General features: G+C 58.2%; 31 protein-coding genes. 20 read left to right on the top strand and 11 right to left on the bottom strand.

What is annotated here, in order from left to right:
* Window positions 1-2: 2 nt before the first annotated feature.
* The 4 genes from GOX21_RS11995 to GOX21_RS11980 form a co-directional block, all read right to left on the bottom strand.
* Window positions 3-416: a universal stress protein gene (locus GOX21_RS11995; RefSeq protein WP_170377467.1), complete on the bottom strand. Its 414-nt coding sequence runs from the start codon at window positions 414-416 to the stop codon at window positions 3-5.
* 89 nt (window positions 417-505) lie between these two features.
* Window positions 506-787 carry a hypothetical protein gene (locus GOX21_RS11990; protein WP_170377465.1) on the bottom strand — a complete coding sequence of 94 codons (282 nt, stop codon included), beginning with the start codon at window positions 785-787 and terminating at the stop codon, window positions 506-508.
* 61 nt (window positions 788-848) lie between these two features.
* Window positions 849-1,763 (bottom strand): DMT family transporter, encoded by a 915-nt coding sequence (locus GOX21_RS11985; RefSeq protein WP_170377463.1) that lies wholly within the window; start codon window positions 1,761-1,763, stop codon window positions 849-851.
* Window positions 1,760-2,638, bottom strand: a complete 879-nt coding sequence (locus GOX21_RS11980; RefSeq protein ID WP_170359977.1) for a LysR family transcriptional regulator — start codon at window positions 2,636-2,638, stop codon at window positions 1,760-1,762. The genes GOX21_RS11985 and GOX21_RS11980 overlap by 4 nt, the downstream gene beginning before the upstream one ends.
* 117 nt (window positions 2,639-2,755) lie before the next feature.
* Between GOX21_RS11980 and GOX21_RS11975 the strand changes: the two genes are divergently transcribed.
* Window positions 2,756-3,337: an FMN-dependent NADH-azoreductase gene (locus tag GOX21_RS11975; RefSeq protein ID WP_170377461.1), complete on the top strand. Its 582-nt coding sequence runs from the start codon at window positions 2,756-2,758 to the stop codon at window positions 3,335-3,337.
* Between the two features lie 73 nt (window positions 3,338-3,410).
* Complete coding sequence (locus GOX21_RS11970) at window positions 3,411-4,151, top strand: aspartate/glutamate racemase family protein (protein ID WP_170377459.1); 741 nt, start codon at window positions 3,411-3,413, stop codon at window positions 4,149-4,151.
* On the opposite strand, the gene GOX21_RS11965 is transcribed toward GOX21_RS11970, so the two are convergent.
* Window positions 4,152-4,682: a prolyl-tRNA synthetase associated domain-containing protein gene (locus GOX21_RS11965; protein WP_170350329.1), complete on the bottom strand. Its 531-nt coding sequence runs from the start codon at window positions 4,680-4,682 to the stop codon at window positions 4,152-4,154.
* Between the two features lie 88 nt (window positions 4,683-4,770).
* Here GOX21_RS11965 and GOX21_RS11960 point away from each other — a divergent pair, with 88 nt between their 5' ends.
* From GOX21_RS11960 to trmD, 11 genes are all read left to right on the top strand, one after another.
* Window positions 4,771-5,289, top strand: a complete 519-nt coding sequence (locus tag GOX21_RS11960) for a hypothetical protein (RefSeq protein WP_170377457.1) — start codon at window positions 4,771-4,773, stop codon at window positions 5,287-5,289.
* A gap of 160 nt (window positions 5,290-5,449) precedes the next feature.
* Window positions 5,450-6,955 (top strand): signal recognition particle protein, encoded by a 1,506-nt coding sequence (gene ffh / locus GOX21_RS11955; protein ID WP_170377455.1) that lies wholly within the window; start codon window positions 5,450-5,452, stop codon window positions 6,953-6,955.
* Window positions 6,952-7,509, top strand: a complete 558-nt coding sequence (locus GOX21_RS11950) for a GNAT family N-acetyltransferase (protein ID WP_170377453.1) — start codon at window positions 6,952-6,954, stop codon at window positions 7,507-7,509. Before ffh ends, GOX21_RS11950 begins: the two co-directional genes overlap by 4 nt.
* Window positions 7,506-8,057 (top strand): GNAT family N-acetyltransferase, encoded by a 552-nt coding sequence (locus GOX21_RS11945; protein ID WP_170350325.1) that lies wholly within the window; start codon window positions 7,506-7,508, stop codon window positions 8,055-8,057. The genes GOX21_RS11950 and GOX21_RS11945 overlap by 4 nt, the downstream gene beginning before the upstream one ends.
* Window positions 8,058-8,091: 34 nt before the next feature.
* On the top strand, window positions 8,092-8,388 hold the full coding sequence (locus GOX21_RS11940; RefSeq protein WP_170350324.1) for a chorismate mutase: 297 nt from the start codon (window positions 8,092-8,094) through the stop codon (window positions 8,386-8,388).
* A gap of 43 nt (window positions 8,389-8,431) precedes the next feature.
* A complete protein-coding gene (rpsP, locus tag GOX21_RS11935) occupies window positions 8,432-8,821 on the top strand; it encodes a 30S ribosomal protein S16 (protein ID WP_170350323.1) in 390 nt (129 codons plus the stop codon).
* A gap of 12 nt (window positions 8,822-8,833) precedes the next feature.
* Window positions 8,834-9,469: a 5,6-dimethylbenzimidazole synthase gene (gene bluB, locus GOX21_RS11930; RefSeq protein WP_170377451.1), complete on the top strand. Its 636-nt coding sequence runs from the start codon at window positions 8,834-8,836 to the stop codon at window positions 9,467-9,469.
* Between the two features lie 2 nt (window positions 9,470-9,471).
* A complete protein-coding gene (locus tag GOX21_RS11925) occupies window positions 9,472-9,621 on the top strand; it encodes a hypothetical protein (RefSeq protein WP_170377449.1) in 150 nt (49 codons plus the stop codon).
* Entirely contained in the window at window positions 9,614-10,117 is a 504-nt protein-coding gene (gene rimM, locus GOX21_RS11920) for a ribosome maturation factor RimM (protein ID WP_170350321.1), read from the top strand. Before GOX21_RS11925 ends, rimM begins: the two co-directional genes overlap by 8 nt.
* Entirely contained in the window at window positions 10,117-10,932 is an 816-nt protein-coding gene (locus GOX21_RS11915; RefSeq protein WP_170377447.1) for a hypothetical protein, read from the top strand. Before rimM ends, GOX21_RS11915 begins: the two co-directional genes overlap by 1 nt.
* On the top strand, window positions 10,929-11,726 hold the full coding sequence (trmD, locus tag GOX21_RS11910) for a tRNA (guanosine(37)-N1)-methyltransferase TrmD (RefSeq protein ID WP_170350319.1): 798 nt from the start codon (window positions 10,929-10,931) through the stop codon (window positions 11,724-11,726). Before GOX21_RS11915 ends, trmD begins: the two co-directional genes overlap by 4 nt.
* On the opposite strand, the gene GOX21_RS11905 is transcribed toward trmD, so the two are convergent.
* Complete coding sequence (locus GOX21_RS11905; RefSeq protein ID WP_170377445.1) at window positions 11,723-12,523, bottom strand: glycoside hydrolase family 25 protein; 801 nt, start codon at window positions 12,521-12,523, stop codon at window positions 11,723-11,725. The two genes, trmD and GOX21_RS11905, sit on opposite strands and share 4 nt — an antisense overlap.
* A 29-nt stretch (window positions 12,524-12,552) precedes the next feature.
* Window positions 12,553-12,756, bottom strand: coding sequence for a hypothetical protein (locus GOX21_RS11900; RefSeq protein WP_170377443.1), 204 nt, complete (start codon window positions 12,754-12,756; stop codon window positions 12,553-12,555).
* A gap of 167 nt (window positions 12,757-12,923) precedes the next feature.
* Between GOX21_RS11900 and rplS the strand changes: the two genes are divergently transcribed.
* The 3 genes from rplS (at window position 12,924) to GOX21_RS11885 (ending at window position 13,982) form a co-directional block, all read left to right on the top strand.
* Window positions 12,924-13,307: a 50S ribosomal protein L19 gene (rplS, locus tag GOX21_RS11895; RefSeq protein ID WP_170350317.1), complete on the top strand. Its 384-nt coding sequence runs from the start codon at window positions 12,924-12,926 to the stop codon at window positions 13,305-13,307.
* A gap of 11 nt (window positions 13,308-13,318) precedes the next feature.
* Window positions 13,319-13,540: a 50S ribosomal protein L31 gene (rpmE, locus tag GOX21_RS11890; protein WP_170350316.1), complete on the top strand. Its 222-nt coding sequence runs from the start codon at window positions 13,319-13,321 to the stop codon at window positions 13,538-13,540.
* Window positions 13,541-13,754: 214 nt separating this feature from the next.
* Window positions 13,755-13,982 carry a hypothetical protein gene (locus tag GOX21_RS11885; protein WP_170350315.1) on the top strand — a complete coding sequence of 76 codons (228 nt, stop codon included), beginning with the start codon at window positions 13,755-13,757 and terminating at the stop codon, window positions 13,980-13,982.
* A 45-nt stretch (window positions 13,983-14,027) separates the two neighbouring features.
* Here GOX21_RS11885 and GOX21_RS11880 read toward each other — a convergent pair whose 3' ends face one another.
* Complete coding sequence (locus GOX21_RS11880; protein ID WP_170377441.1) at window positions 14,028-15,623, bottom strand: MFS transporter; 1,596 nt, start codon at window positions 15,621-15,623, stop codon at window positions 14,028-14,030.
* A 79-nt stretch (window positions 15,624-15,702) separates the two neighbouring features.
* Window positions 15,703-16,590 carry an AEC family transporter gene (locus GOX21_RS11875; RefSeq protein ID WP_170377439.1) on the bottom strand — a complete coding sequence of 296 codons (888 nt, stop codon included), beginning with the start codon at window positions 16,588-16,590 and terminating at the stop codon, window positions 15,703-15,705.
* 206 nt (window positions 16,591-16,796) lie between these two features.
* On the opposite strand from GOX21_RS11875, the gene GOX21_RS11870 reads away from it, so the two are divergent.
* Complete coding sequence (locus GOX21_RS11870; RefSeq protein WP_170350312.1) at window positions 16,797-17,606, top strand: division plane positioning ATPase MipZ; 810 nt, start codon at window positions 16,797-16,799, stop codon at window positions 17,604-17,606.
* 96 nt (window positions 17,607-17,702) lie between these two features.
* Window positions 17,703-18,521 (top strand): DUF2189 domain-containing protein, encoded by an 819-nt coding sequence (locus tag GOX21_RS11865; protein ID WP_170377437.1) that lies wholly within the window; start codon window positions 17,703-17,705, stop codon window positions 18,519-18,521.
* A 26-nt stretch (window positions 18,522-18,547) separates the two neighbouring features.
* Here the strand turns inward: GOX21_RS11865 and GOX21_RS11860 are convergent, their stop codons facing one another.
* Complete coding sequence (locus GOX21_RS11860) at window positions 18,548-19,786, bottom strand: adenylate/guanylate cyclase domain-containing protein (RefSeq protein WP_170350310.1); 1,239 nt, start codon at window positions 19,784-19,786, stop codon at window positions 18,548-18,550.
* Window positions 19,787-19,851: 65 nt separating this feature from the next.
* Complete coding sequence (locus GOX21_RS11855) at window positions 19,852-20,304, bottom strand: MarR family winged helix-turn-helix transcriptional regulator (RefSeq protein ID WP_170359952.1); 453 nt, start codon at window positions 20,302-20,304, stop codon at window positions 19,852-19,854.
* Between the two features lie 57 nt (window positions 20,305-20,361).
* Here GOX21_RS11855 and hmgA point away from each other — a divergent pair, with 57 nt between their 5' ends.
* Window positions 20,362-21,717 (top strand): homogentisate 1,2-dioxygenase, encoded by a 1,356-nt coding sequence (gene hmgA / locus GOX21_RS11850; RefSeq protein ID WP_170377435.1) that lies wholly within the window; start codon window positions 20,362-20,364, stop codon window positions 21,715-21,717.
* 7 nt (window positions 21,718-21,724) lie between these two features.
* Window positions 21,725-22,348 (top strand): LysE family translocator, encoded by a 624-nt coding sequence (locus GOX21_RS11845; protein WP_170377433.1) that lies wholly within the window; start codon window positions 21,725-21,727, stop codon window positions 22,346-22,348.
* The last annotated feature ends 3 nt before the right edge of the window (window positions 22,349-22,351 follow it).

The raw sequence follows: 22,351 nt of genomic DNA, 5'->3' as shown, positions 1-22,351 counted from the left end.
ATTTAGCGCACGACGAAAACCGAAACCTTGGCGTGATTGGCCAGGTATCCTGCATGGCTTGAAAAGATATAATCCGTGATCCGCGGGGCGTGAGTTCCTACAACAATCAGGTCAGCACCAATTTCCTCGGCGGCGCGCATCAGGTCACCATCAACCTCCGCTGCAACATCGACCGAGTGAATATTGCGGTATGCGACTTCTGTCCCGCCGCTCTTGGCCAGTTCCTCGGCGAAACCCTGCAATTCTTCGTTGACTGCTGCGTCCGTCTGAACCGGGTCACCGGGTTGAGTTCCGGTCACACTGACTACGGTTATCTTTGCATCCTGCCACTTGGCAACTTCAGCAGCGACATCGGCGGCTTTGCGAACCTCGGGGGGAAGATGCAAGTCAACTGGGAACATAATGTGAGTATACATGACGAATTCCTCCTTGGTCCCAAGCATAAGGTTATTCGCATGTATCGACATTGATCTACCTCAACGGGCGTGCTGAACCCTGACGGCCACTAACCTTCTTGGCTGTATTGTACACCCGTGATGACACCGAACGGATCAGACATGCACAACCATGGTGCCTGCGCCCCTGCGACCGACAAGGTTGTCACCGACCCTGTCGGCTCGGACCGGGTGGAAATGGCGTTCACGTCCTTGGGGCCAACCCCCGTTTCGGCGGAAACAAGCGCTTCACAACTGCCCTGCAAATCCGTTTCTGAAACCGCATTGCCCATGGACTTTTGCGTACAGGCCGACAGCCCCACCGCCGCGATCAGATAAAGTGCTGGTCTCATTGGTTATTGCCCCTGTTTTGCCTGCGACCAACGCTCGCACAATCTGACGGGAATACAAGCGTCATTCGGGCACGGGCTTGGATGATGCGCGCGGCTGACCCTCGACCTTTAACAAGAGTACAAGCGCCACGACGGTCAGAATTGCACCCACAAACACCAGTAAGCCTGGGGGCTTCTGACCCAATGCAACCTCCCACAGGATCACCCAGCTGGGCGTCAGATAGGTGTAAGCCATCACTTTGGCCGAAGGCAGCCGCAGGGTTGCGAATTGCACCAGAACAAAGCTGGCCGCTGTGGCAAAGATCGAGACATAGAGCAATCCGACCCAAACAATCAACGGCAGGTTGGCCCAGTTGGTCGCGCGAATCTCGGCCCAACCATACAACGTCAGCAACACGCAGCCCGCGACCAGAGTACCAAAGGTGAACACCACCGCCGGCTCACCTCGGTTCAGCTTGCGCACCATGGGCGTGTAGATCGCATGCGCCAAACAGCCCCAGAAATAGATGATCTCACCGCCACCGATCTCGAACGCCATAAAGGCCCGCCAGTCGGCCCGGAATATGACCCAAAGCGCGCCCACTGCGCCAACTGACAGGGCAAAAGCCATTCTTGGCGTGGAGACCTGCCGCAGCAACACCCACCCTGCAACCGCTGACATCACCGGCGTCAGCGTGAACACTGCCGCTGCACTGACCGGGGGCGCGGTCTTCAATCCATGGAACATCAGCACGAAATAGCTGGCGAACAATCCGCCCAAGACCAGATAACGCCAGGGTGCCTGCGCCGCACTTCGAGGCAAGCCGGTCGTCAGAAGCGCCGCAACGCCGATCACAACTGATGCGATCAGAAAACGGGCTGCCGTGATCGCTTCGGGCGCGATCTGGTTGGCGATCAGTGACCCCAGCGAAAAACTGCCCGCCACCAGAGCCGAAAAAACCAGCATGGCCAGATGGCCCTGGGCCTGAGGGCTCACGCCGACCAACCTTTGGATTGCTCTTTCAGATAGGTCAGGAAACTCTGAACCTTGGTGGTGCGGTGCAGGTCCACATGGGTCACAAGCCACAGATTCCCGAACCATTCGGGCAGCGGCTCTATGACCTCGATCAGACTGGGGTCGCGGCCCGCCTCCCAACGAGCCATGAAGCCGATCCCAGCCCCGGACATAACCGCCTCGCGGTTGCAGAAATTATTGGTACAGCGAAATATGATGTTTTCGGCCGGTACGGTCTTGCGCAACCAGCGCGAAAACGGAGCGCGGCTGTTTTCATCGTCGGCACCAACGAAGAAATGGTTTCTAAGGTCCTCGACACTCTTGGGCTGACCGTGACGCTCCACATATGCTGTACTGGCATAAAGCCCGACTTCCTGATCGATAAACGGCTGCACCACATTGTCCGGTTGATCAGGGGCCGAACCCGCCCGGATCGCCACATGCGCTTCGCCATATTCCAGACGAAACAGGCGATCCCCAGTCAGATAACGCACGATCAAGCCCGGGTGCAGGCGTTGGAATTCACTAAGTACCGGAACCACCAAAGGCGCCAGTGAGGACAGAGACGTTACAACCAACTCCCCCGAGACATCGTCCCCCCGCCCCTTCATTCGCCCGACCAGTTGGTTGAACTGATCCTCGGTCGCTTGTGCCACACGCAACAGATCATCCCCGGCTTCGGTCGGCGTGTAACCACGCGCATGACGCTGGAACAGTTTGACACCCAGCCGTGCCTCGATCGCGTCGATATGGCGGATCACGGTGGCATGATGCACGCCCAAAACCTCGGCCGCGCCGCTGACGGTCCCCATACGGGCAACCTGATAAGCGGTTCTTACTTCGTCCCAATTGTCCACGGCATTACCTCAGATGTGCAAATTCCAACAGTCAGTGTTGATATATCCGAGTTTTGTTCATTCTCGCAATATCCATATTGGCCGCAGACGAAAATCCTATCAGAAGGACCAAGTGAAATGACCAAGACCATCCTGCATATCGACGCCTCGGCCCGCCGTGAAGGTTCAGCTACCCGCGATCTGTCCAACCGTATCGTCAACCATCTGGGTGCTGCACGCATTATCCGCCGCGATCTGGCCTCCCCCCTGCCCCTGCTGACCGAGGACTGGATCAGCGCCAACTTCACCCCCGGCGATCAGCGCAACGACGCGCAGCGCGAACATCTGGCGCTATCGGATTCACTGGTAGGCGAGCTGCAACAGGCCGACATCATCGTCATCGGTTTACCGATCTATAACTTTTCGGTACCTGCCGCATTCAAAGCCTGGATTGATCTGGTTGCCCGCGTCGGCCTGACATTCTCGTATACTGAGAACGGCCCAGTGGGACTGCTGACAGACAAACGCGTGGTTCTGGCCATCGCCTCGGGCGGCACTGCCGTTGGGTCCGAGATCGATTTTGCTACCAACTATGTGCGTCACGTTCTGGGCTTTATTGGCATCACCAATGTCGACGTGGTCGCCGCCGACAAAATGGCGCTGGACGCCGAGGCCACGCTGAACAACGCCCACAAGGCAGTAACTGAGCTGGCGGCCTGATCGCCTCTGGTCTTTATACGCCGAAACGTCCAGTCTGCCTCCCGAACGGGAATTGGCAGGCTGGGCGTTAGTTATGAAAAAGATCGGAATTCTGGGCGGAGTGGGCTGGGCCTCGACCGTGGATTATTACCGGGCGATTGCACAGGGCGCGGGCCGGTATTTTGCTGACCTCGGTCACGGCTCGCCACTACCCATCCCGCCCATGACCATTGAATCCGTCACACAGGCCAAAACCCGCGCCCTGCGCGGTGTGGCAGGGGATGAGGCCAGCTGGGCCGAATTCGACGCCGTCTTCCGCGAGGCCCTTTTGACGTTGGAACGCGCAGGCTGCGATTTCGGCATCATCGCCTCGAACACGCCACACGCAAGGCTGCACGCGATCCGGCAAGGTGTGGCGATGCCAATTCTGAGCATTTTTGACGCAACCGCCGAAGCCACTGCCTCTGCCGGAGCATCAAGCGCTCTGGTTCTGGGGACGGCGGTGACCATGCAGGCGACTGACTATGCCGATCGGCTGGCCAAAGAGGGCATCACGGCCAACGACCGCCTGCCGGAACCCGAGATTGCCGAGATGCAGGCCATGATCGACAGCGAATTCTACGGCGGCGCGTCGGACACGGCCCGCACACGACTACTGACCTTTTGCAACAAACATGCCACCCCCGGCACCGCCGTCCTCCTGGCCTGCACCGAGTTACCCCTGGCCTTTCCTGATCATCTGGACGATCCCGTTTTCAAGTCCGACGGACACCTATTCATTAACCCGTCCGCAGCGCATGTCGAGGCGGCTTTGAAAGAAGCGCTGGAGGGTTGATCAGGGCAACCAGGTCACTTCACAGCCGATCCGGTCAAAGAACGCCATCAGATCGGCGCGCGTCATTACTACGGTACGGTCGTTCACCAGCGGGTGCATGTTGATCACGTCTGAATTCTGCGCCGCGCTATCCATAAAGAACCGCACTTCGTTCTGAACCCCATTGATCATCGCCAGTGGGCTGACCGCTCCGGGCCGGATACCGAGGTTCTGCATCAGACGATCCGCCGAACCGAAGGACAGATTCCCGACACCCAACTCCGCACCCAGGGCTTTAAGGTCAATCTCGCGGCTCTGTTCCAGCGTCACCAGATAGTTCCGCTTTTTCTTGTCACGCAGGTACAGGTTCTTGAGCCGCAGCGTATTTTCTCCGGGCACCAGAAACTGATCCTCAACCCCTTTCGCATCCTCGACCGTGCGCAGCGGGATATGGCTGTGCAACCGATAGGCCAGCCCCCAATCGCCCAACTGCGTCAGCAGCGCGTCAGAGCTGAGCGGCAATGTATCTTGAAAGGCAGATGATGCGTCCATGGGAACCTCCTATGTAACGCGCTCTTCGCGCAACATGGAACAAGATTCAAGGCACGACAGACCCGCGACACAGTGCTAGCGTGCCGCCATGAAAGTCACGCGCAATACATCAAACCAACTGATCCTGTCCGATACCCCATGGTTCATAGGCATCACACTCGTCTTATTTATTCTAATCTTTGTCGGCCTCGGTCTCTTCTTGATGACCGAGGGGGGCGAGGCCATCCTGTTCGGCCTGATATTCGCCCTCGGCGGTGGAGGGTTAGGATTTGGGGCCTTCTGCGCCTTTGTACGGCGCGTTCAGGTCATTCTGGACCGGGACAAAGACAGCATCGTTATCCGCAGGCATTCGGTTTTTGGTTATGATGCCGTCGAACACATGCTGTCGAACCTGTCCCATGCCGAGATTGAAACAACGATTTCGCGCAGCAACAAGGGCTCATCTACGCTGTATCGCCCCGTACTCATACTGGACAAAGGCATGAGCGCGGGTCGGCACCCCATTGTTGATGCCTATTCCAGTGGGCGCGGCGCGCATCGGCTGGTGGATGCCGTCAATGAATGGCTTCCGGCACGCAAGGTTGACTCTGCCAGCCAATCGGCCTAAATCGCCGCCAACATCCGGAAGCATCTGATCTTCCGGTCCCTTGAGTCGTTCAGGGATCGCCCCCCACCAGCGAGTTTCGCCCGTGGGGGCGTTTGTGCATTTAACCGGCGCATCCTATCTAGGGCACGCCACCAGATAACCGGCTAAGGAGGCCGAAGGCATGTTTGAAAATCTATCCGAACGCCTTTCCGGCGTCTTTGACCGGCTGACCAAACAGGGTGCGCTGTCCGAAGAAGACGTGAAAACCGCACTGCGCGAAGTCCGCGTTGCCCTGCTTGAGGCCGACGTCTCGCTGCCGGTGGCGCGCGAATTCGTCAAGAAAGTGCAGGAACAGGCGACCGGTCAGGCCGTCACCAAATCGATCACCCCCGGTCAGCAGGTCGTCAAGATCGTGCATGACGCGCTGGTCGATACTCTGCGTGGCGAGGAAGACCCCGGCAAGCTGAAGATCGACAACCCGCCTGCCCCGATCCTGATGGTCGGTCTGCAGGGCTCGGGTAAGACCACCACCACCGGTAAGCTCGCCAAGCGCCTGAAAGAGAAAGAGGGCAAGAAGGTCCTGATGGCCTCGCTCGACGTCTATCGCCCGGCGGCGATGGATCAGCTGGCGGTTTTGGGCACGCAGGTTGGCGTCGATACGCTGCCGATCGTGCCGGGCCAGAAACCGGTCGATATCGCCAAACGCGCCAAGCAGCAGGCGACATTGGGTGGCTACGACGTTTATATGCTGGACACTGCGGGCCGCTTGCACATCGACGAAGTCCTGATGGACGAGGTCGAGCAGGTCCGCAATGCAGTTGACCCGCGCGAGACCCTGCTGGTTGTTGACGGCCTGACCGGTCAGGTCGCCGTTGAAGTGGCCGAGGAGTTCGACGCCAAGGTCGGTATCTCTGGCGTGGTCCTGACCCGGATGGACGGTGACGGACGCGGCGGCGCGGCGCTGTCGATGCGCGCGGTCACAGGCAAGCCGATCCGCTTCGTCGGTCTGGGCGAAAAGATGGACGCGCTCGAAACCTTCGAGCCGGACCGGATCGCCGGTCGGATTCTGGGCATGGGCGACATCGTGGCCCTGGTCGAAAAGGCCCAGGAAACGATGGAGATGGAGCAGACCGAGCGCATGATGAAGCGCATGGTCAAAGGTCAGTTCAACATGAACGACCTGAAGATGCAGCTGGAACAGATGATCCAGATGGGCGGCATGCAGGGCATGATGGGCATGATGCCGGGCATGAACAAAATGGCCAAACAGATGGATCAGGCAGGTCTGGACGACAAGATCCTGCGCCAGCAGATCGCCATGATCCAGTCGATGACCAAACGCGAACGCGCCAACCCGCAATTGCTGCAAGCCAGCCGCAAGAAACGCATCGCCGCCGGTTCGGGGATGGAGGTCAGCGACCTCAACAAGCTGCTCAAGATGCACCGACAGATGTCTGACATGATGAAGAAGATGGGCAAGATGGGCAAAGGCAAGATGCTGAAACAGGCCATGAAAGGCATGTTCGGCAAAGGCGGCCCCTCACCTGAAGACATGGCCGCAGGCATGGACCCCAAGGCGCTGGAACAAGCCGCAAAAGCAATGGGCGGCAAGATGCCCGGTATGCCTGGCATGGGCGGCGGCATGGGTCTGCCCCCGGGTCTGAGCGGGTTCGGGAAGAAGAAGTGACGTCAGCACGCTGCACCCAGCCCCCGTCCGGCAAGGCGGCGATGGCAGCAGCGCAGTATCGCGCGGCCCTGCCGGTCATTCAGACCCGGCGGCTGGCTTTGCGCGCGCCCACCCTGGACGACCTTCCTGTGTGGACGTCGATCTGCAAAGAGAGCTTTGGCGACACCAATCAGGACGCCTGGACCGAGTTTTCCTACTATACCTCCGGCTGGCTGTTGCACGGACATGGTCTGTTCACCGTCACACTGAAAGAGGATGCTCAGGTCATTGGCTTTGTCATTCTGGGTCTCGAATGGGACGATCAGGAGCCCGAGCTTGGTTACCTGTTCCGCGCGGATCACAGACTGCAGGGTTACGCCACCGAGGCGTGCTCAGCTGTTCGCGATTTCGGTTTTGACCTGTTGGGATCTGGGCAATTCGTAAGCTATGTATCGGCTTCAAATGCCCGTTCAAATGCGTTGGCACAACGTCTGGGTGCATCGCGCGACGCAGTTGCCGAACGTGCATTTGATGCAGACCAGCATGTCTGGCGCTATGGCGAGGTGCCGGCATGAAACTTGCTCTGGCTATACCGACTCTGGAAACCGAACGTCTGATCCTGCGCGCACCATCTGAAACTGATCTGGACGCGGACGCCGCATTCTTTGCCAGCGATGCTGCGAAGTATGTCGGCGGACCTCTGCGTCGGGATGAAGTGTGGCGGATCATTGCCATGCATTTTGGTCACTGGGCTCTGCGTGGTTATGGATATTGGAGCGTCGACGAAAAAGACACTGGCAACTATGTCGGGCGGATCGGCCTTTGGTTCCCCGAAGGTTGGCCCGAGCCCGAGGTCGGGTGGACCCTGATGAATCATGCGACCGGAAAGGGCTATGCGACCGAGGCCGCTCTGGCCGCGCGCGCCCATGCCTATGACATATTGGGCTGGGACACGGCGATTTCACTGATCGACCCGGAAAACCACGCCAGCAAGGCCGTGGCCAAACGGCTGGGCGCTAAGCTCGACTACCACTACGAACACCCGAAATTCGGCGCGACCGAAATCTGGCGCCACCCTGCCCCCGCCGATCTGGTGAATGGCGGCATGGAGGCCTACGCATGACCCACATCGCTTTGCCCGCAAAGAGGAACGGCCAATGACCAACCCCGTGACACAGGCTGCCGCGCTGTTGAAAGAGCATCGTGAAAGCATCGACCGGCTGGACGCGATCCTTGTCTATACGCTGGGCGAGCGGTTCAAGCACACGCAGGCTGTTGGCAAGCTCAAGGCCGCACACGACCTTCCCCCGTCCGATCCTTCGCGCGAGGCTGCGCAGATCGCACGATTAGAAGACCTGGCGAAAGAGGCCGATCTGGACCCCGACTTCGCCAAGGCTTTCCTGAATTTCATCATTCAGGAAGTCATCCGACACCACAAGAAACACCAGAATTAACCGGAAATGATCCCGGTAAACGCCATCCAAAGGAGATACCACCATGGCAATGAAAATTCGTCTCGCCCGCGGCGGCTCGAAAAAACGTCCTTTCTACCGCATCGTGGCTGCTGACAGCCGTATGCCTCGCGACGGTCGTTTCATCGAGAAACTGGGCACCTACAACCCGCTGCTGCCGAAAGACAGCGAAGAGCGCGTGAAAATGAACATGGAGCGCATCCAGTACTGGCTGGATCAGGGCGCACAGCCCACCGACCGTATCGCGCGCATGCTGGAAGCCGCTGGCACCCGTGACAAAGCCGAGCGTAACAACCCCAACAAGGGGACCCCGGGCAAGAAAGCTCAGGAACGCGCGGAAGAGAAAGCTGCAAAGGCTGCTGAAGCTGCCGAAGCGGCTGCTGCACCGGCTGAAGAAGCAGCAGCAGAAGAATAAGCAGGCGAGCGCGTGCAGGATCAGACTTTCACTGACGATTTCCGCACGCAGTTCGATCTGTTGATGCGGCTCCGGCGCGATGTGCGCCGGTTCCGCACCGATGCGATAGACGAGGCAGTGCTGACGCGCTGCCTCGACGCGTTTCGCCTGGCCCCTTCGGTGGGGCTTAGCGAACCCTGGCGTGTGATCCGCGTCGAAAGCGAAGCCGCGCGTGCCGCGGCGCTTGAGAATTTCCAAACCGCCAACGCGCAGGCGTTGGACGGTTACTCCGGCGAAAAAGCGCAACTTTACAGCCAGTTGAAACTGTCCGGCATGCAAGAAGCCCCGGTACAATTGGCCGTGTTCTGCGATGATGCCACCGATAAGGGGCTAGGTCTGGGTGCCGGAACCATGCCCGAGATGCGGCGCTATTCTGTTGTGTCGGCCGTTACCCTGTTCTGGCTCACCTTGCGGGCCGAAGGGCTGGGGCTGGGTTGGGTGTCGATCCTGGACCCTGACCGGCTGGCCCGTGACTTGAACGTGCCGGACGACTGGCGGCTGATCGGCTATTTCTGCGTCGGGCAGCCGGAAGAGTTTTCCGACACCCCCGAATTGGAACGTGTTGGCTGGGAAAGCCGCCACGACACGCTGCCGATTAAGGTGCGCTAAGAATGTTCGGGCTTATTCGACTTCCCATCCTGCTGATGATCGCATTTATTGTGGGCGTGTTCTTTGAACGCTCGAACCAGCGCGCGGCCTGTGAGGCACGCGGCGATTGGCAGGACGGATTATGTGTGACGGTGGACAAGCCAAATGAGTGATCTGATCTGTGTCGGCAGCATTGCGGGCTCGTACGGGGTGCGCGGCGAAGTGCGCCTGAAAAGCTTTTGCGCGGTCCCCGAGGATATCGAGACCTATTCCCCGCTGACGGACGAAAACGGCGGCGAGCGTTACCCCTTGGTTTTGACCCGCCCCATCAAGAACGGGTTCGCCGCCCGATTGGGCGGGATTGAAACCAAAGAACAAGCGGACGCGATCAATGGCCTGCGTCTGTATGCCCGTCGCGATCAGCTGCCCTCGTTGCCCGACGACGAATTTTATCATACCGATCTGATCGGGCTTGAGGTTTATGATACAGGCGGCACTCTGCTGGGCCGGGTGAAATCGGTGCAGAACCACGGCGCGGCCGACTTGCTGGAACTGCACGGTCCGGGTCTGAAATCTACGGTCTTGCTGCCCTTTACGCGCGAGGCTGTTCCGACGGTTGATCTGGACAAGGGCCGCATTGTCGCTGATCCGCCCGAAGGGCTGATCTGATGCGGAGGGTTTTGTTGCATCTAGGGCTGCACAAAACCGGCACCACCGCGGCCCAATCTTTCCTGTATGACAACCGCGAATTGATCTGGCCGCATTTCTCGCTGATCTTGCCCTATCGCACCCGAAACTCGGGCCTGTCCCGCGCGGCCACCACACATTCCATATATGGCACCGTGGGTACGTTGTCCGAATTCGGAACCCGGATGCGCGCCTTTCTCGAAACACTGGATTTCGGCACTAGACGCGGATTGATCGTCAGCGAAGAAAACTTTGCCGGATTACGCCCTAGCCGCAACATCGAACAGGGCTATGCAGCCGCACCGGAACTTGCCGCTTGTATGGTGGACGCGGTCCGGCACCGCTTTGACCAGCAAGAGGCCGAGATCACAATCTATCTGTCCTTACGCCAGCGCGGCGGCTGGCTGCGCAGCCTCTGGGCGCATGATCTGGAACGCATGCGTCAGGTCCGTGACTTCGAAGCCTTCCGGGCGAGCATGAATCATCTGCCATCTTTGCAAGACACGGCAGACCAAATCCGCGAACGGCTGCCTTCAGTCACGGTGAAGACAGGTTGGCTTGAGGAATTGCAACTGCAACGCTTTGGTCCCGGCACCCCGTTCGCCGAATTTCTGAACCTGTCGCGCGACAAGACCAAACGTCTGGTGCCGCCTTCCCGGGTGAACAATCGCCTACCCGAGGACGTTCTGGCGGAATTGCTGGATTTGAATCGCTCGCGTCTGGACGAAGCCGCCTTGATTGCGCAAAAGACGGCGATAATTGAACGCGCAAAAGGCGCTCTGACCGGCACGACATGACAGACAAACCCAGTAAATCCCACGGTCGCAAGGCGATCCGCCCAACCCTGAAACCGCGCGAGCTGTTGACTCCTACGCCTGATCTGCATGGGGTGTGGAAGGCCAAGATCATCACTCTGTTTCCTTCAGCCTTTCCTGGGGTGCTGGGCGAAAGCCTGACCGGAAAGGCATTACAGGAAGGTTTGTGGCAGCTGGAAACCGTTGATCTGCGCCCGTTCGGCATCGGCAAACATCGCAACGTCGACGACACACCTGCGGGTGGTGGTGCAGGCATGGTGCTGCGTGCCGACGTTCTTGGAGAGGCGATCGAACACACGATGGCGGGTGTTCAGGGCAATTGGCCGTTGATTTACCTCAGCCCGCGTGGACGCCGGATGGATCAACGTATGATGCAAAACCTCGCGCGCTGCGACGGCATGACCCTGCTGTGTGGTCGCTTCGAGGGCGTCGATGAGCGGGTGCTGGAACATTATGGCGTCCAAGAGGTCAGCTTGGGCGACTTCGTTATGACCGGTGGTGAGATCGCAGCGCAAGCACTTATCGACGCCACGGTGCGATTGATCCCCGGCGTATTGGGCAATCAAGCCTCGGCCGAGGAAGAGAGCTTTTCGTCTGGTTTGCTGGAGCATCCGCAATACACGCGCCCCGCCGAATGGAAGGGCCGCCCGATCCCCGACATTCTGATGTCCGGCCACCACGGGCGCATTGCCGATTGGCGGCACGAAATGTCAGAACAGATCACCCGCGAACGGCGACCCGATCTGTGGGAGATCTACCGAAAGGAGCGGGACTAGCCCCCCGCCTTCCAGCGCGCCCAGCTTTCGGGGTGGCCGTTGAACGTGTTGATATCCACCTTGCCCTGCACGCCAGGCACCAGCCCGGTGCCGGTATATTGCCAGAACCGCCAGGACGATCTCGGATAAACCTGATGGGGGTGTCCGGCAACGGATCGCAGCCAGAATTCGGTCCCGCGCAGACGTCCTATTTCTGTATCCCCATGAAAATCCACCGTTGTATAGATAATCGGACGGCGTCCATAGTGACGTTCCAAGATATCTAGAAACCGCTTAGCCTCGGCCCGGACGGTGGCACCATCGGGGCGCAACCTGCAGGTTCTGGAATGCGGCGTCCACTCCATATCCAGCACATGCGGCAGGTCGGCCCCCTTTGGCACATTCTTGATGAACCACCGGGCCTGCTCATGCGCTGGGCGGCAGAAATAATAATAGTGATACGCCCCCCACGGCACGCCCGCAGCTTGCGCGCCACGGCGATGGTCTTCGAACAAGGGGTCGGCGACATCTCCGCCTTCGGTCGCTTTGATGAACACAAAACTGACGCCTGATGCCTTGGCCTGATGCCAATCGATCGGCCCCTGCCAGCGTGAGACATCCAGCCCATGCACCGGATAGTGGCCAGGATGCCGCCCATCCCAGTCATGCGGGTCGGCGTCGCCAAAGGCCGGGTAGATGACCGAAGGGGAAGTTGTACTCAGAAAAGCTTTGGCCTCGACCTTTTGAGGCGGAGGTGTGCTGCGACCGCAGGACAGAGTCGCAAAGGCCATGACGGCCAGCATCAATGCAATGCGCATGATCGGTTCCTGTTTTTAAATTACTGCTCTTATAATTGCCCCCAGAATGCCTGATCGGCCTGATAAGGCAACGGTGCAGTTTGCTTACGGCGAAAACCCACCACCCTTGCGTTGAAAATACCACCCTTGCGTTGAAAATATGGTTTTTTTATCTTGATCCCTGATCGCAAACCCCGTAAAGCAGCGCAATCCGGTGCCGCGTAACGCGACTCCGGTGTTTTGGTTTGCATCATGGCGCATCGCTCAGCTTTCTTCAGCCACGGCGTGTCAGGGCAGGCCAGACCAAAGGAACATTCGATCTGACCTCTGGCGGGCTGTACGCAGGACCCGGTGAAGACCAAGAGCTCTCAGGCCGTGCTTAACTTCGTGGACCAACCACGAGCAGATAGGAGTAACTGCGATGGACCTGATCGCACAGCTTGAGGCGGAACAGATTGCCGCCCTGGGGAAAGACATCCCCGATTTCAAAGCCGGTGACACCATCCGTGTCGGCTTTAAAGTGACCGAAGGGTCGCGCACCCGTGTGCAGAACTACGAAGGCGTCTGCATCGCGCGCAAAGGTGGCGACGGCATCGCCGGATCGTTCACCGTCCGCAAAATTTCGTTTGGCGAAGGTGTGGAGCGTGTGTTCCCACTGCATTCGACCAACATCGACAGCATCACCGTTGTCCGCCGTGGCCGCGTCCGTCGCGCCAAACTGTACTATCTGCGCACCCGTCGCGGTAAATCCGCACGTATCGCAGAAGTCACAAACTACAAGCCCAAAGCTGGCGCCGAGGCGTAAGGAGCGGAAAGATGAAAAAAGACATCCATCCCGATTACCACTTCATCAACGTCAAAATGACCGATGGCACCGTGGTTCAGATGAAATCCACCTGGGGCAGCGAAGGCGACCAGCTGGCATTGGAAATCGACCCCTCCTCGCACCCCGCGTGGACCGGTGGCTCGTCGCGCCTGATGGACGCCGGCGGCCGCGTGTCGAAGTTCAAGAAGAAATACGAAGGTCTGGGTTTCTAAACCTGACCCGATTGAGATGCGAAAGGCCGTCCCTTGGGGCGGCCTTTTTCTTTTCAGGACAGGCATGTGAGACGATACAAAGGGCCTGCCAGAAAGGAAGCCCCTGAAGGCACCCTCGCCGATCCCACGCGTCACACGCAGTGATCGCCGCACAATGCTGAAAAGGTGCTACACTTGGCACCAAGAACCGCCCTGATACGACGGAGACCCTGAAATGCCCAAGTACAATGATATGTTCGAACTTTCGGTGCAGGATATGGATCTGATTGAAACAGCCTTGCGCGGCTTGGCTGCCTCCCGTTCGCTGGCAACACCAGATGAAACCGATGATGGGAAAGTGGTTCGCGAAAACACCCTGCGCCGCGTCCATGATCTTCTTGGCAAGCTGCACGATCAGAAGGTTTTCTATCGACCCAAAGATGGGGTGTACCTTGGAGGTTAAACACATTTGATCCAGACCGGTCGACGTCTTTTTCCGCTAGTGCATTTACCTGGGTGCGCGCGTCAGTTCTGCCGCACTGTGCAACGGCGGCACCGGCCCGCGCAGCAGCACCAAGGCTAGTACCATGCCGACAAGCGCGGCAACCGCGGCGACCACCATGGCGCTGTCAAAGGCATTGTCCTGCAATTCGCGCAAAGCTCTGGCCAAGACAGAGCTGGTCGATGGATCCATCCCCGCGATCAATTGCTGGATCTGGCTGGGCGTGCCGTGGGTCAGCGCATGTGCCAGATCCTCGCGCTGGGTTGAACCGGCGGGCAACGCAGCGATCACCTCGGACAGACCGCGACGAATGGTGATAGATTCGGCCAGGCCGCCGACCACCGCTCCAAGGGTGGCTCCGAAATAGAGGCAGGCGTTGATCACGCCTGACCCCTGGCCAACATGTTCTTCGGGTAGAAGACGCAGGCCGAGGCGCGGCAGCAAGGAAAAACAGATGCCCATACCGACGCCAACAATCAAAAGCTTCCACCAAATCTCGGCATATTGCGTTGAATTGTTGGTTGTCATCAGCAACAGGAACCCGCAGGCCATCGCCCCTAGGCCAATTGTGACGGGCCACCGGAAACTGTAAGGCGCCAGAAAGCGGGGCGCGGTCACCGAGATGACGAACATGCTGAGGCTGAGCGGCATGATCGCTAACCCTGCCCCAATTGAGCTGTATCCGAAGGCGTCCGGCGACTGCATGAAGGTGTTGAAATAAACAAAGAAGCAGAACAGCGTGAAACCGGTAACAAACATACCCGCCGCAGCCATAAAATAACGCGGATGGCGAAAGTATCGTAGCTCGACCAGCGGATCTGCGCTGCGGCGTGAGACAATCACCAGAACGACGGTCGCCATCGCCGCGATGGCCAGCGGCACTAACGTAAGCGGCGCGGCCCATCCACCGCTTTCCCCATTGCTGAGTGCAAAGGACAGTGGCCCAAGGAACAACAGGATGGCAACTGCACCCGGATAGTCAAATTTCGCCCCGGCAAGGCGGGTGTCGGGTATGTATTTCCGTCTGCTGACGAGCAGTCCGATGGCGAAGGCCACCACCAGCAGCACCAGGTCGGCTGCAAAAACCGCTCGCCAACTGACATAGTGGCCAAAGGCCCCACCGACGATAGGTCCGACACCGATAGCCAGACCAACGATCGCGCCCCAGGCCCCGGTGACATTGGCGCGTTGTTCTTCGGGCGTAGCGGCGGTCAACAAGGACAAAGAGGTGCCGAACAGCGCTGCTGCCCCTGCCCCCTGCGCACCACGACCAATCAGCAGCATCACCCCATCCTGAGCAAACAGCGCCAAGGCCGACCCGATCGCAAAGACGATCATACCAAAGAAAAACACGCCCATTTTGCCGGTAATGTCGCCCAGACGGCTGACGATGGTGACAAGCGTCGCGCTGGCCACGGAATAAGTTGCCATCACCCATTGCAGCCCGGACGGGGTCAGGTCGAACTCGGCCTTCAGGTTGGGCAGGATGGTGGTCACGGCGGTGGTATTAAACCCCACGACCATCATACAGATCGCCGTCATCGCCAGCACCACGCGGGCACGAGCCTGCGGGGTGACTTCTTCCGAGGTCTTGTCAGTCATCAACGCCCCTTAAACTGTAGGTCTTTAATCCAATTTATCAGCAGTTTAGCAGTTTTTTTCGCTTCGCATAGGGTGCGCGTCAGATCCAGTAGGACAGCGCAACCGGTAGAACAACAATCGTGGTCAGTGTCGAAACCAAAATGAATCCGGCCACATCCGGGCCGTATTCCGGCATGTGCTGATCAATGAACAGGTAGGTCGCAACCGAAGATGGCATCAGACAACACAGGATAAACGCGCCGCGTTCAGCCCCGGTAAAGCCAAACACCCAGACCAGCGCGCTTGAAATCGCAACCGCCATAACCAGATGCAGCAGGGTCAGCACCACCGCCAGACCCAGACGTTTGATCCGCAAAGTCGCCAGTGTATGGCCCAGCGTCAGCAACATCAGCGGAATCGACAACCCGCCGAGAATGTCGAAGGACTTGGCGATAGGTTGCGGCAGGCTGTACCCGGTCGCCATTAAAATCAGCGAAAGGGTCACAGCGTAGATGATCGGCGAGGTGGCAATTTTACGGGGCGAGAATTCTCCGGCCGGAATCCACATGCCGATGGTGAAGATACTGATCAGCACGACGACAACGAAACCCATCGCATAGGCCATGCCTGCGTCACCCAACGCCAGCAGCGTGATCGGCAAGCCGATATTGCCCACATTGCTGTGCATCAATGGAGTCAGAAACGCGCGCACCGGCAGGCGCATCGCTTTCAGGGCAACGAACCCCAGCACTCCGAACCCGGCAATGGCCAGCGCTGCGGCGGTCATCACATCCAGAAAGGTATCGATTGCAATCGTCGTGGTAGACAGGTGCGAGATAATCAGCGTCGGATACCCCACCCGCGACACGATTCCCCCGATCACCTTATTGTCGAACGGCGCTTTGATCAGGGCCAGACAATATCCGATTCCGGCGCAGATCAGGACGGGTAGGACCACGTTCAGAACGTTCAGAAACAGATGATCCACCGGTCGCCCCTATCGCAATTCTTTGCGTCTGACACTGAAACAGGGTACCACTTTTGACAAGCACACAGCTTAACCCTATTCCACGTCATAGTTTTCCAATTTAGAGCCTGAAATCACCGATTGAGGTTCTTCCCATCTCGGTTTCCACAACATATAGTGGTTCGCAACAACGTGTGCGAAGCACGGCGGGACATGGGAATACAGGCATGGCACATATCATCGTAGTCGGAAACGAGAAGGGCGGCGCAGGCAAATCGACCGTGTCGATGCATGTGGCCACCGCACTGGCACGGCTGGGCCACAAAGTCAGCACGCTGGACCTGGATCTGAGACAGCGCAGTCTGGGACGGTATTTCGAAAACCGCGGCAAATTCATGAACGGGTCCGAGGTCCCCTTGCCCAGCCCGCGCCACCATGACCTGCCCGAGATCGACGCCTCCAAGCTGAAACCCGGTGAGAATATCTATGACCACCGCCTGTCCGCCGCCGTTTCTGAACTGGAAAGCGACAGCGATTTTATCCTGATCGACTGCCCCGGCTCGCATACCCGCCTCAGTCAGGTTGCGCATTCGCTGGCCGACACGCTGATCACACCGCTGAACGACAGCTTCATCGACTTTGACCTGTTGGCACGGATCGATTCAAAGGGCGAGAAAATCCTTGGACCCTCAGTCTATTCCGAAATGGTCTGGAACGCACGGCAATTGCGGGCGCAGGCCGGGCTCAAACCCATCGACTGGGTGGTCGTGCGCAACCGCGTCGGTACACAGCGTATGGTCAACAAGGAAAAGATGCAGCGCGCGATCGAAATGCTGTCCCAGCGCATCGGCTTCCGCGTCGCATCAGGCTTTTCCGAGCGGGTTATCTTTCGCGAGTTGTTCCCGCGTGGCCTGACACTGTTGGACCTCAAGGATATCGGGGTCAAACAGCTGAACATCTCGAACATCGCAGCCCGGCAGGAACTGCGCGACATGATGAAGGAATTGAACCTGCCTGGGGTCGAGATCGACTTTTAGAAGTTGTTCTGACAAGGCGGTGCAACCAAGCCGTGCTACTCCACCCTTGCTCTTGCGCTGCCACTGACGCAAACTTGTTTGCGGAGGAGGTATGTCATGACATCCAAGACCGCTGGTTCCACGCCACCTGACAAACTGACGCCGCAGCAGCAGGCTTTGCCCAAAGTCAACAAAGTAACCGCCGGTGATATCACTGCGTCGCTGAAGGCCGGGTTTTCCGACTTTTTAGCCCGTCCCTTAATGAGCGGTTTCTTCGGCCTCTTCTATGCCGTTTTCGGAATCCTGTTTGTTTGGGGATTGGTCTGGCTCGGCAAGATTTGGATGATCATTCCCGCCATAGTAGGCTTTCCACTGGTCGCGCCGTTTGCCGCGGCCGGGCTTTATGAAATGTCCCGTCGGTTGCAAAAAGGGGAAAGCTTCGGCTGGTCTGAAATCCTCACCGTCATGGCCAATCAACGCAAGCGTGAACTGGGCTGGATGGCCTTCGTCACCCTGTTCATTTTCTGGGTGTGGGTTTACCAGGTGCGGCTTTGGCTGGCGATTATCCTGCAGAATGCATCCTTCTCGGATTTTGACGGGTTCTTGAACACAGTCTTCTTCACGCCGCAGGGCTGGACTTTTCTGGCTGTTGGCACCTGCGTAGGCGGCTTTCTGTCTGCTGTGCTGTTCTCGGTGACCGTCATCGCCATGCCCATGCTGCTGGACCGGGAAACCAATTTCGTTTCTGCCATGATAACGTCCATTCGCGTCGTCACGGAAAACCCGGTGGTCATGCTTAGTTGGGCGGCGATCATTTCGGTCACCATGCTGTTGTCGATGGTTCCGGCTTTTCTAGGCTTAATCTTCACTCTGCCGATCCTTGGCCACACCACCTGGCACCTGTATCAGCGGGCCGTTTCACCGGCAGAGAGCTAATCAATCCAGCCAGTTAAATGCCCCGGCTAGGCCTCGGCGGCATTGTAGACCGTAAACAACTCTTTCGGCTCGGACACACCCCGCAACATGTAACGCCCAACCGAGATCAGGTCCTGACCGCAAGGCTGAGCCGCGCGGGCCACATCATCCGATATCAGAATTCTCTGCCCCAGCGACCGGTGCATCCCGGCGATCCGTGCGGTCTGGTTTACTGCTGGCCCGATAACAGTGAAATCCAACCGGGTCTCGGACCCGATATTGCCATACAAAATCTCGCCCGCATGCAGGGCCAGAGTAAAGTTGGCCACTGGCAAACCGTTTGCCTTGCGGCGGGCGTTCAGGGCCTCCATCCGCTGCTGCAACATCGGTACAGCCTTCAGCGCGGCGCGCGCGTCTTCGTCGATCTCGCCGACGTCGAACATCGCCATCAGCCCATCGCCCATGAATTTCAGAATATTGCCGTCATTGTCGTGAACGACACCAACGGCTACAGCCAGATAGTCATTCAGCATGTCGATGATTTCAGCACCCGGAAGCTCTTCGGAAAGGCTGGTGAATCCTTCCAGGTCAAAATTCCACATCACCGCATCGATCTGCTGCAGTGATCCCCGCCGGATTTCACCAGACAGCACTCGCCGTCCCGCATCGCGACCCAGATAGACCCGCATCAAATCCTTGGAAACACGCGCACTTGCAGCAGATTTCAGCGCCAACCCCAGATGGGGCAAGGCTGTGTGGATCAATTCCAGATCTTTGTCCTCGAACCCCTTGGGGGCGTTCGATGTCCAAGACAACAGCACCCCGTCCACCGCCTTTTTGGCGTCTTTCGGAGCGTTATGGGTGGGAACGTCAAAATTAACACCGGTGGCGTAATAGTCGGTCGCACCAATCTGACGCAGGTCGTTTAACAAGGGAAAACGGCTGGGCTCATTTTGATCGACCAGGCGTTCGCGGATCTCGTCTATCTCATTGTTCAAGATCGCAAACAAAGGGCTTTGCTGCCATTGTTCGCTGGGTTGCTCGGAATACTCAAAGGTCTCGGATTCTCCGCCTCTGCCCTCGTACCAGCTGAACCCGGTCCCGCCGTAAACGGGATGCAAGGCCGACTGCGCGGCGTGAAAACGCATTAGCGGCACGCCAAGTTCCAAAAGTTTGTTGCAATAGCCATCCAGCAGCTCTTCTTTCGCTGCCCCTTCCAGGCCGCGTGTAACCAACCAGTCAATAAGATCATTGGATTTTGCCGTTTCGGCAGTCAGGGTCGTCATTTTTATATTATTCCAGTGTCCGCTCTGGTTGTCATCTGGGGACCAGGGGCCGCGATTACCAGTGCTCAATCCATATGTGCCAGCCGCCGCAGCATATTGCGCAACAGCACGACTTCATCTGGGTTAAATTGGGCCGTCAGTTTTGCGTCATATTGCTCGGCAATACCGCTTAGCTCGCGATAGACGGATTGCCCCATGTGGGTCAACATCAGGTTTTCGACCCTGCGGTCTGTTTCACTGCGATTGCGCACCAGGTACCGGCGGGACTCTAACCTGTGTACTGCGCGGCTGATCTTAGTCTTGTGCAATCGGGCGCGTTCGCCGATCTCTTTGGCAGTCATCTCTCCATAATTGCCCAGGTGAAACAGAACCCGCCATTCGGTGCGCAGCATACCGTAACGATCCTTGTAAATCTGCTGGAACTCTAACGAGATTTCCTCGGCCGCGCGGTTCAGCAGATAGGGCAGGAAATCTTGCAGATCAAAGCCATCATTTTCGCTGAATTGATCATCTGTCATGCTTGTTAGTTACAAAAACAACTATTATTCCTCAAGCAGCAAATGGAGGAACACAGGATGAACCATCCGACTGATCCGCATAAAATGACCCAGGCCAGCACGCCCGTGGGCACCCATGCAGGCTATATGCCTGGCTTTGGAAATGACTTTGAAACCGAGGCCTTGCCTGGCGCGTTACCACAGGGAATGAACAGCCCGCAGCGCTGTAATTATGGCCTTTATGGAGAACAACTCAGCGGCACGGCCTTTACCGCCAACCCGCCCGAGCGGACGTGGTGTTACCGCATCCGGCCCTCGGTCAAGCATTCGCATCGCTACGAGAAGATCGACCTGCCCTATTGGAAATCCGCGCCTTGCGTTGATCCGGATGTGATCAGCCTGGGCCAGTATCGCTGGGATGCAGTGCCTCATTCCGATCAGGGGCTGACCTGGTTGACGGGCATGCGCACGATGACCACGGCGGGCGATGTGAACACGCAGGTGGGCATGGCCAGCCATATTTATCTGGTTACCGAGTCGATGGAGGATGCTTACTTCTTCTCAACCGACTCCGAGCTGCTGGTGGTGCCGCAGGAAGGCCGCCTGCGCTTTGCCACCGAGCTGGGGATCATCGATCTGGAACCCAAAGAGATTGCCATCATCCCGCGCGGACTGGTCTATCGCGTCGAGGTACTGGAAGGCCCCGCACGTGGCTTTGTCTGCGAGAACTACGGTCAGAAATTCGAGATGCCCGGTCGTGGTCCGATCGGCGCCAATTGCATGGCCAATCCGCGAGACTTCAAAGCGCCGGTGGCGGCGTTTGAAGACCGCGAGGTGCCCTCGACCGTGACTGTCAAATGGTGCGGGCAGTTCCATACAACGAAGATCGATCAAAGCCCACTGGATGTGGTTGCCTGGCACGGCAACTATGCGCCCTACAAATACGATCTGCGCACCTATTGCCCGGTCGGCGCGATCCTGTTTGATCACCCCGACCCGTCGATCTTTACTGTGCTGACTGCGCCCTCGGGGCAGCCGGGCACGGCCAATATCGACTTTGTCCTATTCCGCGAACGCTGGATGGTGGCCGAGGATACGTTCCGCCCACCGTGGTATCACAAGAACATCATGTCAGAACTGATGGGCAACATCTACGGTCAGTATGACGCCAAACCGCAGGGCTTTGTTCCCGGCGGGATGAGCCTGCACAACATGATGCTGCCGCACGGGCCGGATCGCGAGGCGTTCGAAAAGGCCTCGAAAGCCAACCTGGGCCCCGACAAGCTGGACAACACCATGTCCTTCATGTTCGAGACCCGCTTTCCACAACATCTGACGCCTTTTGCCGCCAACGAGGCCCCCTTGCAGGACGATTACATTGACTGCTGGACCTCTCTTGAGAAAAAGTTCGACGGAACCCCTGGCAAAAAGTGAGGCTAAGATGAGCTTTGATATCTGGATCACCTATGTCATCACCGTCTTGCTGCTGATGAGCACACCCGGCCCCAGCCAATTGCTGATGCTGTCCAATTCCGCAACCAATGGCCTGAAACGCGGCGTGTTCACGGCAGCCGGAGACCTGACCGCCAATCTGTTGCAAATGCTCGCTGCGGGGTTTGGTCTGGCCGCGATCATTGCGGCCTCGGGCACAGCGCTGGCGGTGATCAAATGGCTGGGCGTGGCCTACCTAGTGTTCCTTGGGGTGAAGATGATCGTAAAGGCGGACCGCAAGACCACGCAGACCGCGCCGCGAGCCAGCCGCAAGGCGCTTTGGATGCAGGGCTTTATTACCTCAGCAGCCAATCCCAAGGCTGTGGTGTTCTTCGCGGCCTTGTTCCCGCTATTCATTGACGGCACGCTGCCGTTCTGGCCGCAGTTCGCAATCCTCTCTGCCACCTATCTGACCATCGACGGGCTGTTTTTGACCGCCTATGGCGGCAGCGCCAGCTGGCTGGCTTTGCGGCTCAAAGGTTCGGCGCGGCTGTGGCTGGATCGGGCTGGGGGCGGGTTCATGATAGTGGCCGCGCTTTTGCTGGGGCTAAAATCCTTGCGCGACGCGCAATAGATC

This window comes from Ruegeria atlantica, from assembly GCF_013032005.1.
Lineage (GTDB): Bacteria > Pseudomonadota > Alphaproteobacteria > Rhodobacterales > Rhodobacteraceae > Ruegeria > Ruegeria atlantica_A.
The sequence above is the reverse complement of the archived record's forward strand: the minus strand, read 5'-3'. Positions and strand labels throughout refer to the sequence as shown.

What these genes read in the sequence shown, in the direction of transcription:
- GOX21_RS11965 (WP_170350329.1), bottom strand. Translation starts at nt 4,682, where the DNA reads ATGGACGCATCATCTGCCTTTCAAGATACATTGCCGCTCAGCTCTGAC.
- GOX21_RS11855 (WP_170359952.1), bottom strand. Translation starts at nt 20,304, where the DNA reads ATGACAGATGATCAATTCAGCGAAAATGATGGCTTTGATCTGCAAGAT.
- GOX21_RS11970 (WP_170377459.1), top strand. Translation starts at nt 3,411, where the DNA reads ATGAAAAAGATCGGAATTCTGGGCGGAGTGGGCTGGGCCTCGACCGTG.
- GOX21_RS11975 (WP_170377461.1), top strand. Translation starts at nt 2,756, where the DNA reads ATGACCAAGACCATCCTGCATATCGACGCCTCGGCCCGCCGTGAAGGT.
- GOX21_RS11900 (WP_170377443.1), bottom strand. Translation starts at nt 12,756, where the DNA reads ATGATGCAAACCAAAACACCGGAGTCGCGTTACGCGGCACCGGATTGC.
- GOX21_RS11905 (WP_170377445.1), bottom strand. Translation starts at nt 12,523, where the DNA reads ATGCGCATTGCATTGATGCTGGCCGTCATGGCCTTTGCGACTCTGTCC.
- GOX21_RS11845 (WP_170377433.1), top strand. Translation starts at nt 21,725, where the DNA reads ATGAGCTTTGATATCTGGATCACCTATGTCATCACCGTCTTGCTGCTG.
- GOX21_RS11915 (WP_170377447.1), top strand. Translation starts at nt 10,117, where the DNA reads ATGCGGAGGGTTTTGTTGCATCTAGGGCTGCACAAAACCGGCACCACC.
- hmgA (WP_170377435.1), top strand. Translation starts at nt 20,362, where the DNA reads ATGAACCATCCGACTGATCCGCATAAAATGACCCAGGCCAGCACGCCC.
- trmD (WP_170350319.1), top strand. Translation starts at nt 10,929, where the DNA reads ATGACAGACAAACCCAGTAAATCCCACGGTCGCAAGGCGATCCGCCCA.
- rpmE (WP_170350316.1), top strand. Translation starts at nt 13,319, where the DNA reads ATGAAAAAAGACATCCATCCCGATTACCACTTCATCAACGTCAAAATG.
- GOX21_RS11990 (WP_170377465.1), bottom strand. Translation starts at nt 787, where the DNA reads ATGAGACCAGCACTTTATCTGATCGCGGCGGTGGGGCTGTCGGCCTGT.
- GOX21_RS11960 (WP_170377457.1), top strand. Translation starts at nt 4,771, where the DNA reads ATGAAAGTCACGCGCAATACATCAAACCAACTGATCCTGTCCGATACC.
- GOX21_RS11865 (WP_170377437.1), top strand. Translation starts at nt 17,703, where the DNA reads ATGACATCCAAGACCGCTGGTTCCACGCCACCTGACAAACTGACGCCG.
- ffh (WP_170377455.1), top strand. Translation starts at nt 5,450, where the DNA reads ATGTTTGAAAATCTATCCGAACGCCTTTCCGGCGTCTTTGACCGGCTG.
- GOX21_RS11995 (WP_170377467.1), bottom strand. Translation starts at nt 416, where the DNA reads ATGTATACTCACATTATGTTCCCAGTTGACTTGCATCTTCCCCCCGAG.
- GOX21_RS11870 (WP_170350312.1), top strand. Translation starts at nt 16,797, where the DNA reads ATGGCACATATCATCGTAGTCGGAAACGAGAAGGGCGGCGCAGGCAAA.
- GOX21_RS11945 (WP_170350325.1), top strand. Translation starts at nt 7,506, where the DNA reads ATGAAACTTGCTCTGGCTATACCGACTCTGGAAACCGAACGTCTGATC.
- GOX21_RS11860 (WP_170350310.1), bottom strand. Translation starts at nt 19,786, where the DNA reads ATGACGACCCTGACTGCCGAAACGGCAAAATCCAATGATCTTATTGAC.
- GOX21_RS11880 (WP_170377441.1), bottom strand. Translation starts at nt 15,623, where the DNA reads ATGACTGACAAGACCTCGGAAGAAGTCACCCCGCAGGCTCGTGCCCGC.
- GOX21_RS11885 (WP_170350315.1), top strand. Translation starts at nt 13,755, where the DNA reads ATGCCCAAGTACAATGATATGTTCGAACTTTCGGTGCAGGATATGGAT.
- rplS (WP_170350317.1), top strand. Translation starts at nt 12,924, where the DNA reads ATGGACCTGATCGCACAGCTTGAGGCGGAACAGATTGCCGCCCTGGGG.
- rpsP (WP_170350323.1), top strand. Translation starts at nt 8,432, where the DNA reads ATGGCAATGAAAATTCGTCTCGCCCGCGGCGGCTCGAAAAAACGTCCT.
- rimM (WP_170350321.1), top strand. Translation starts at nt 9,614, where the DNA reads ATGAGTGATCTGATCTGTGTCGGCAGCATTGCGGGCTCGTACGGGGTG.
- GOX21_RS11925 (WP_170377449.1), top strand. Translation starts at nt 9,472, where the DNA reads ATGTTCGGGCTTATTCGACTTCCCATCCTGCTGATGATCGCATTTATT.
- GOX21_RS11940 (WP_170350324.1), top strand. Translation starts at nt 8,092, where the DNA reads ATGACCAACCCCGTGACACAGGCTGCCGCGCTGTTGAAAGAGCATCGT.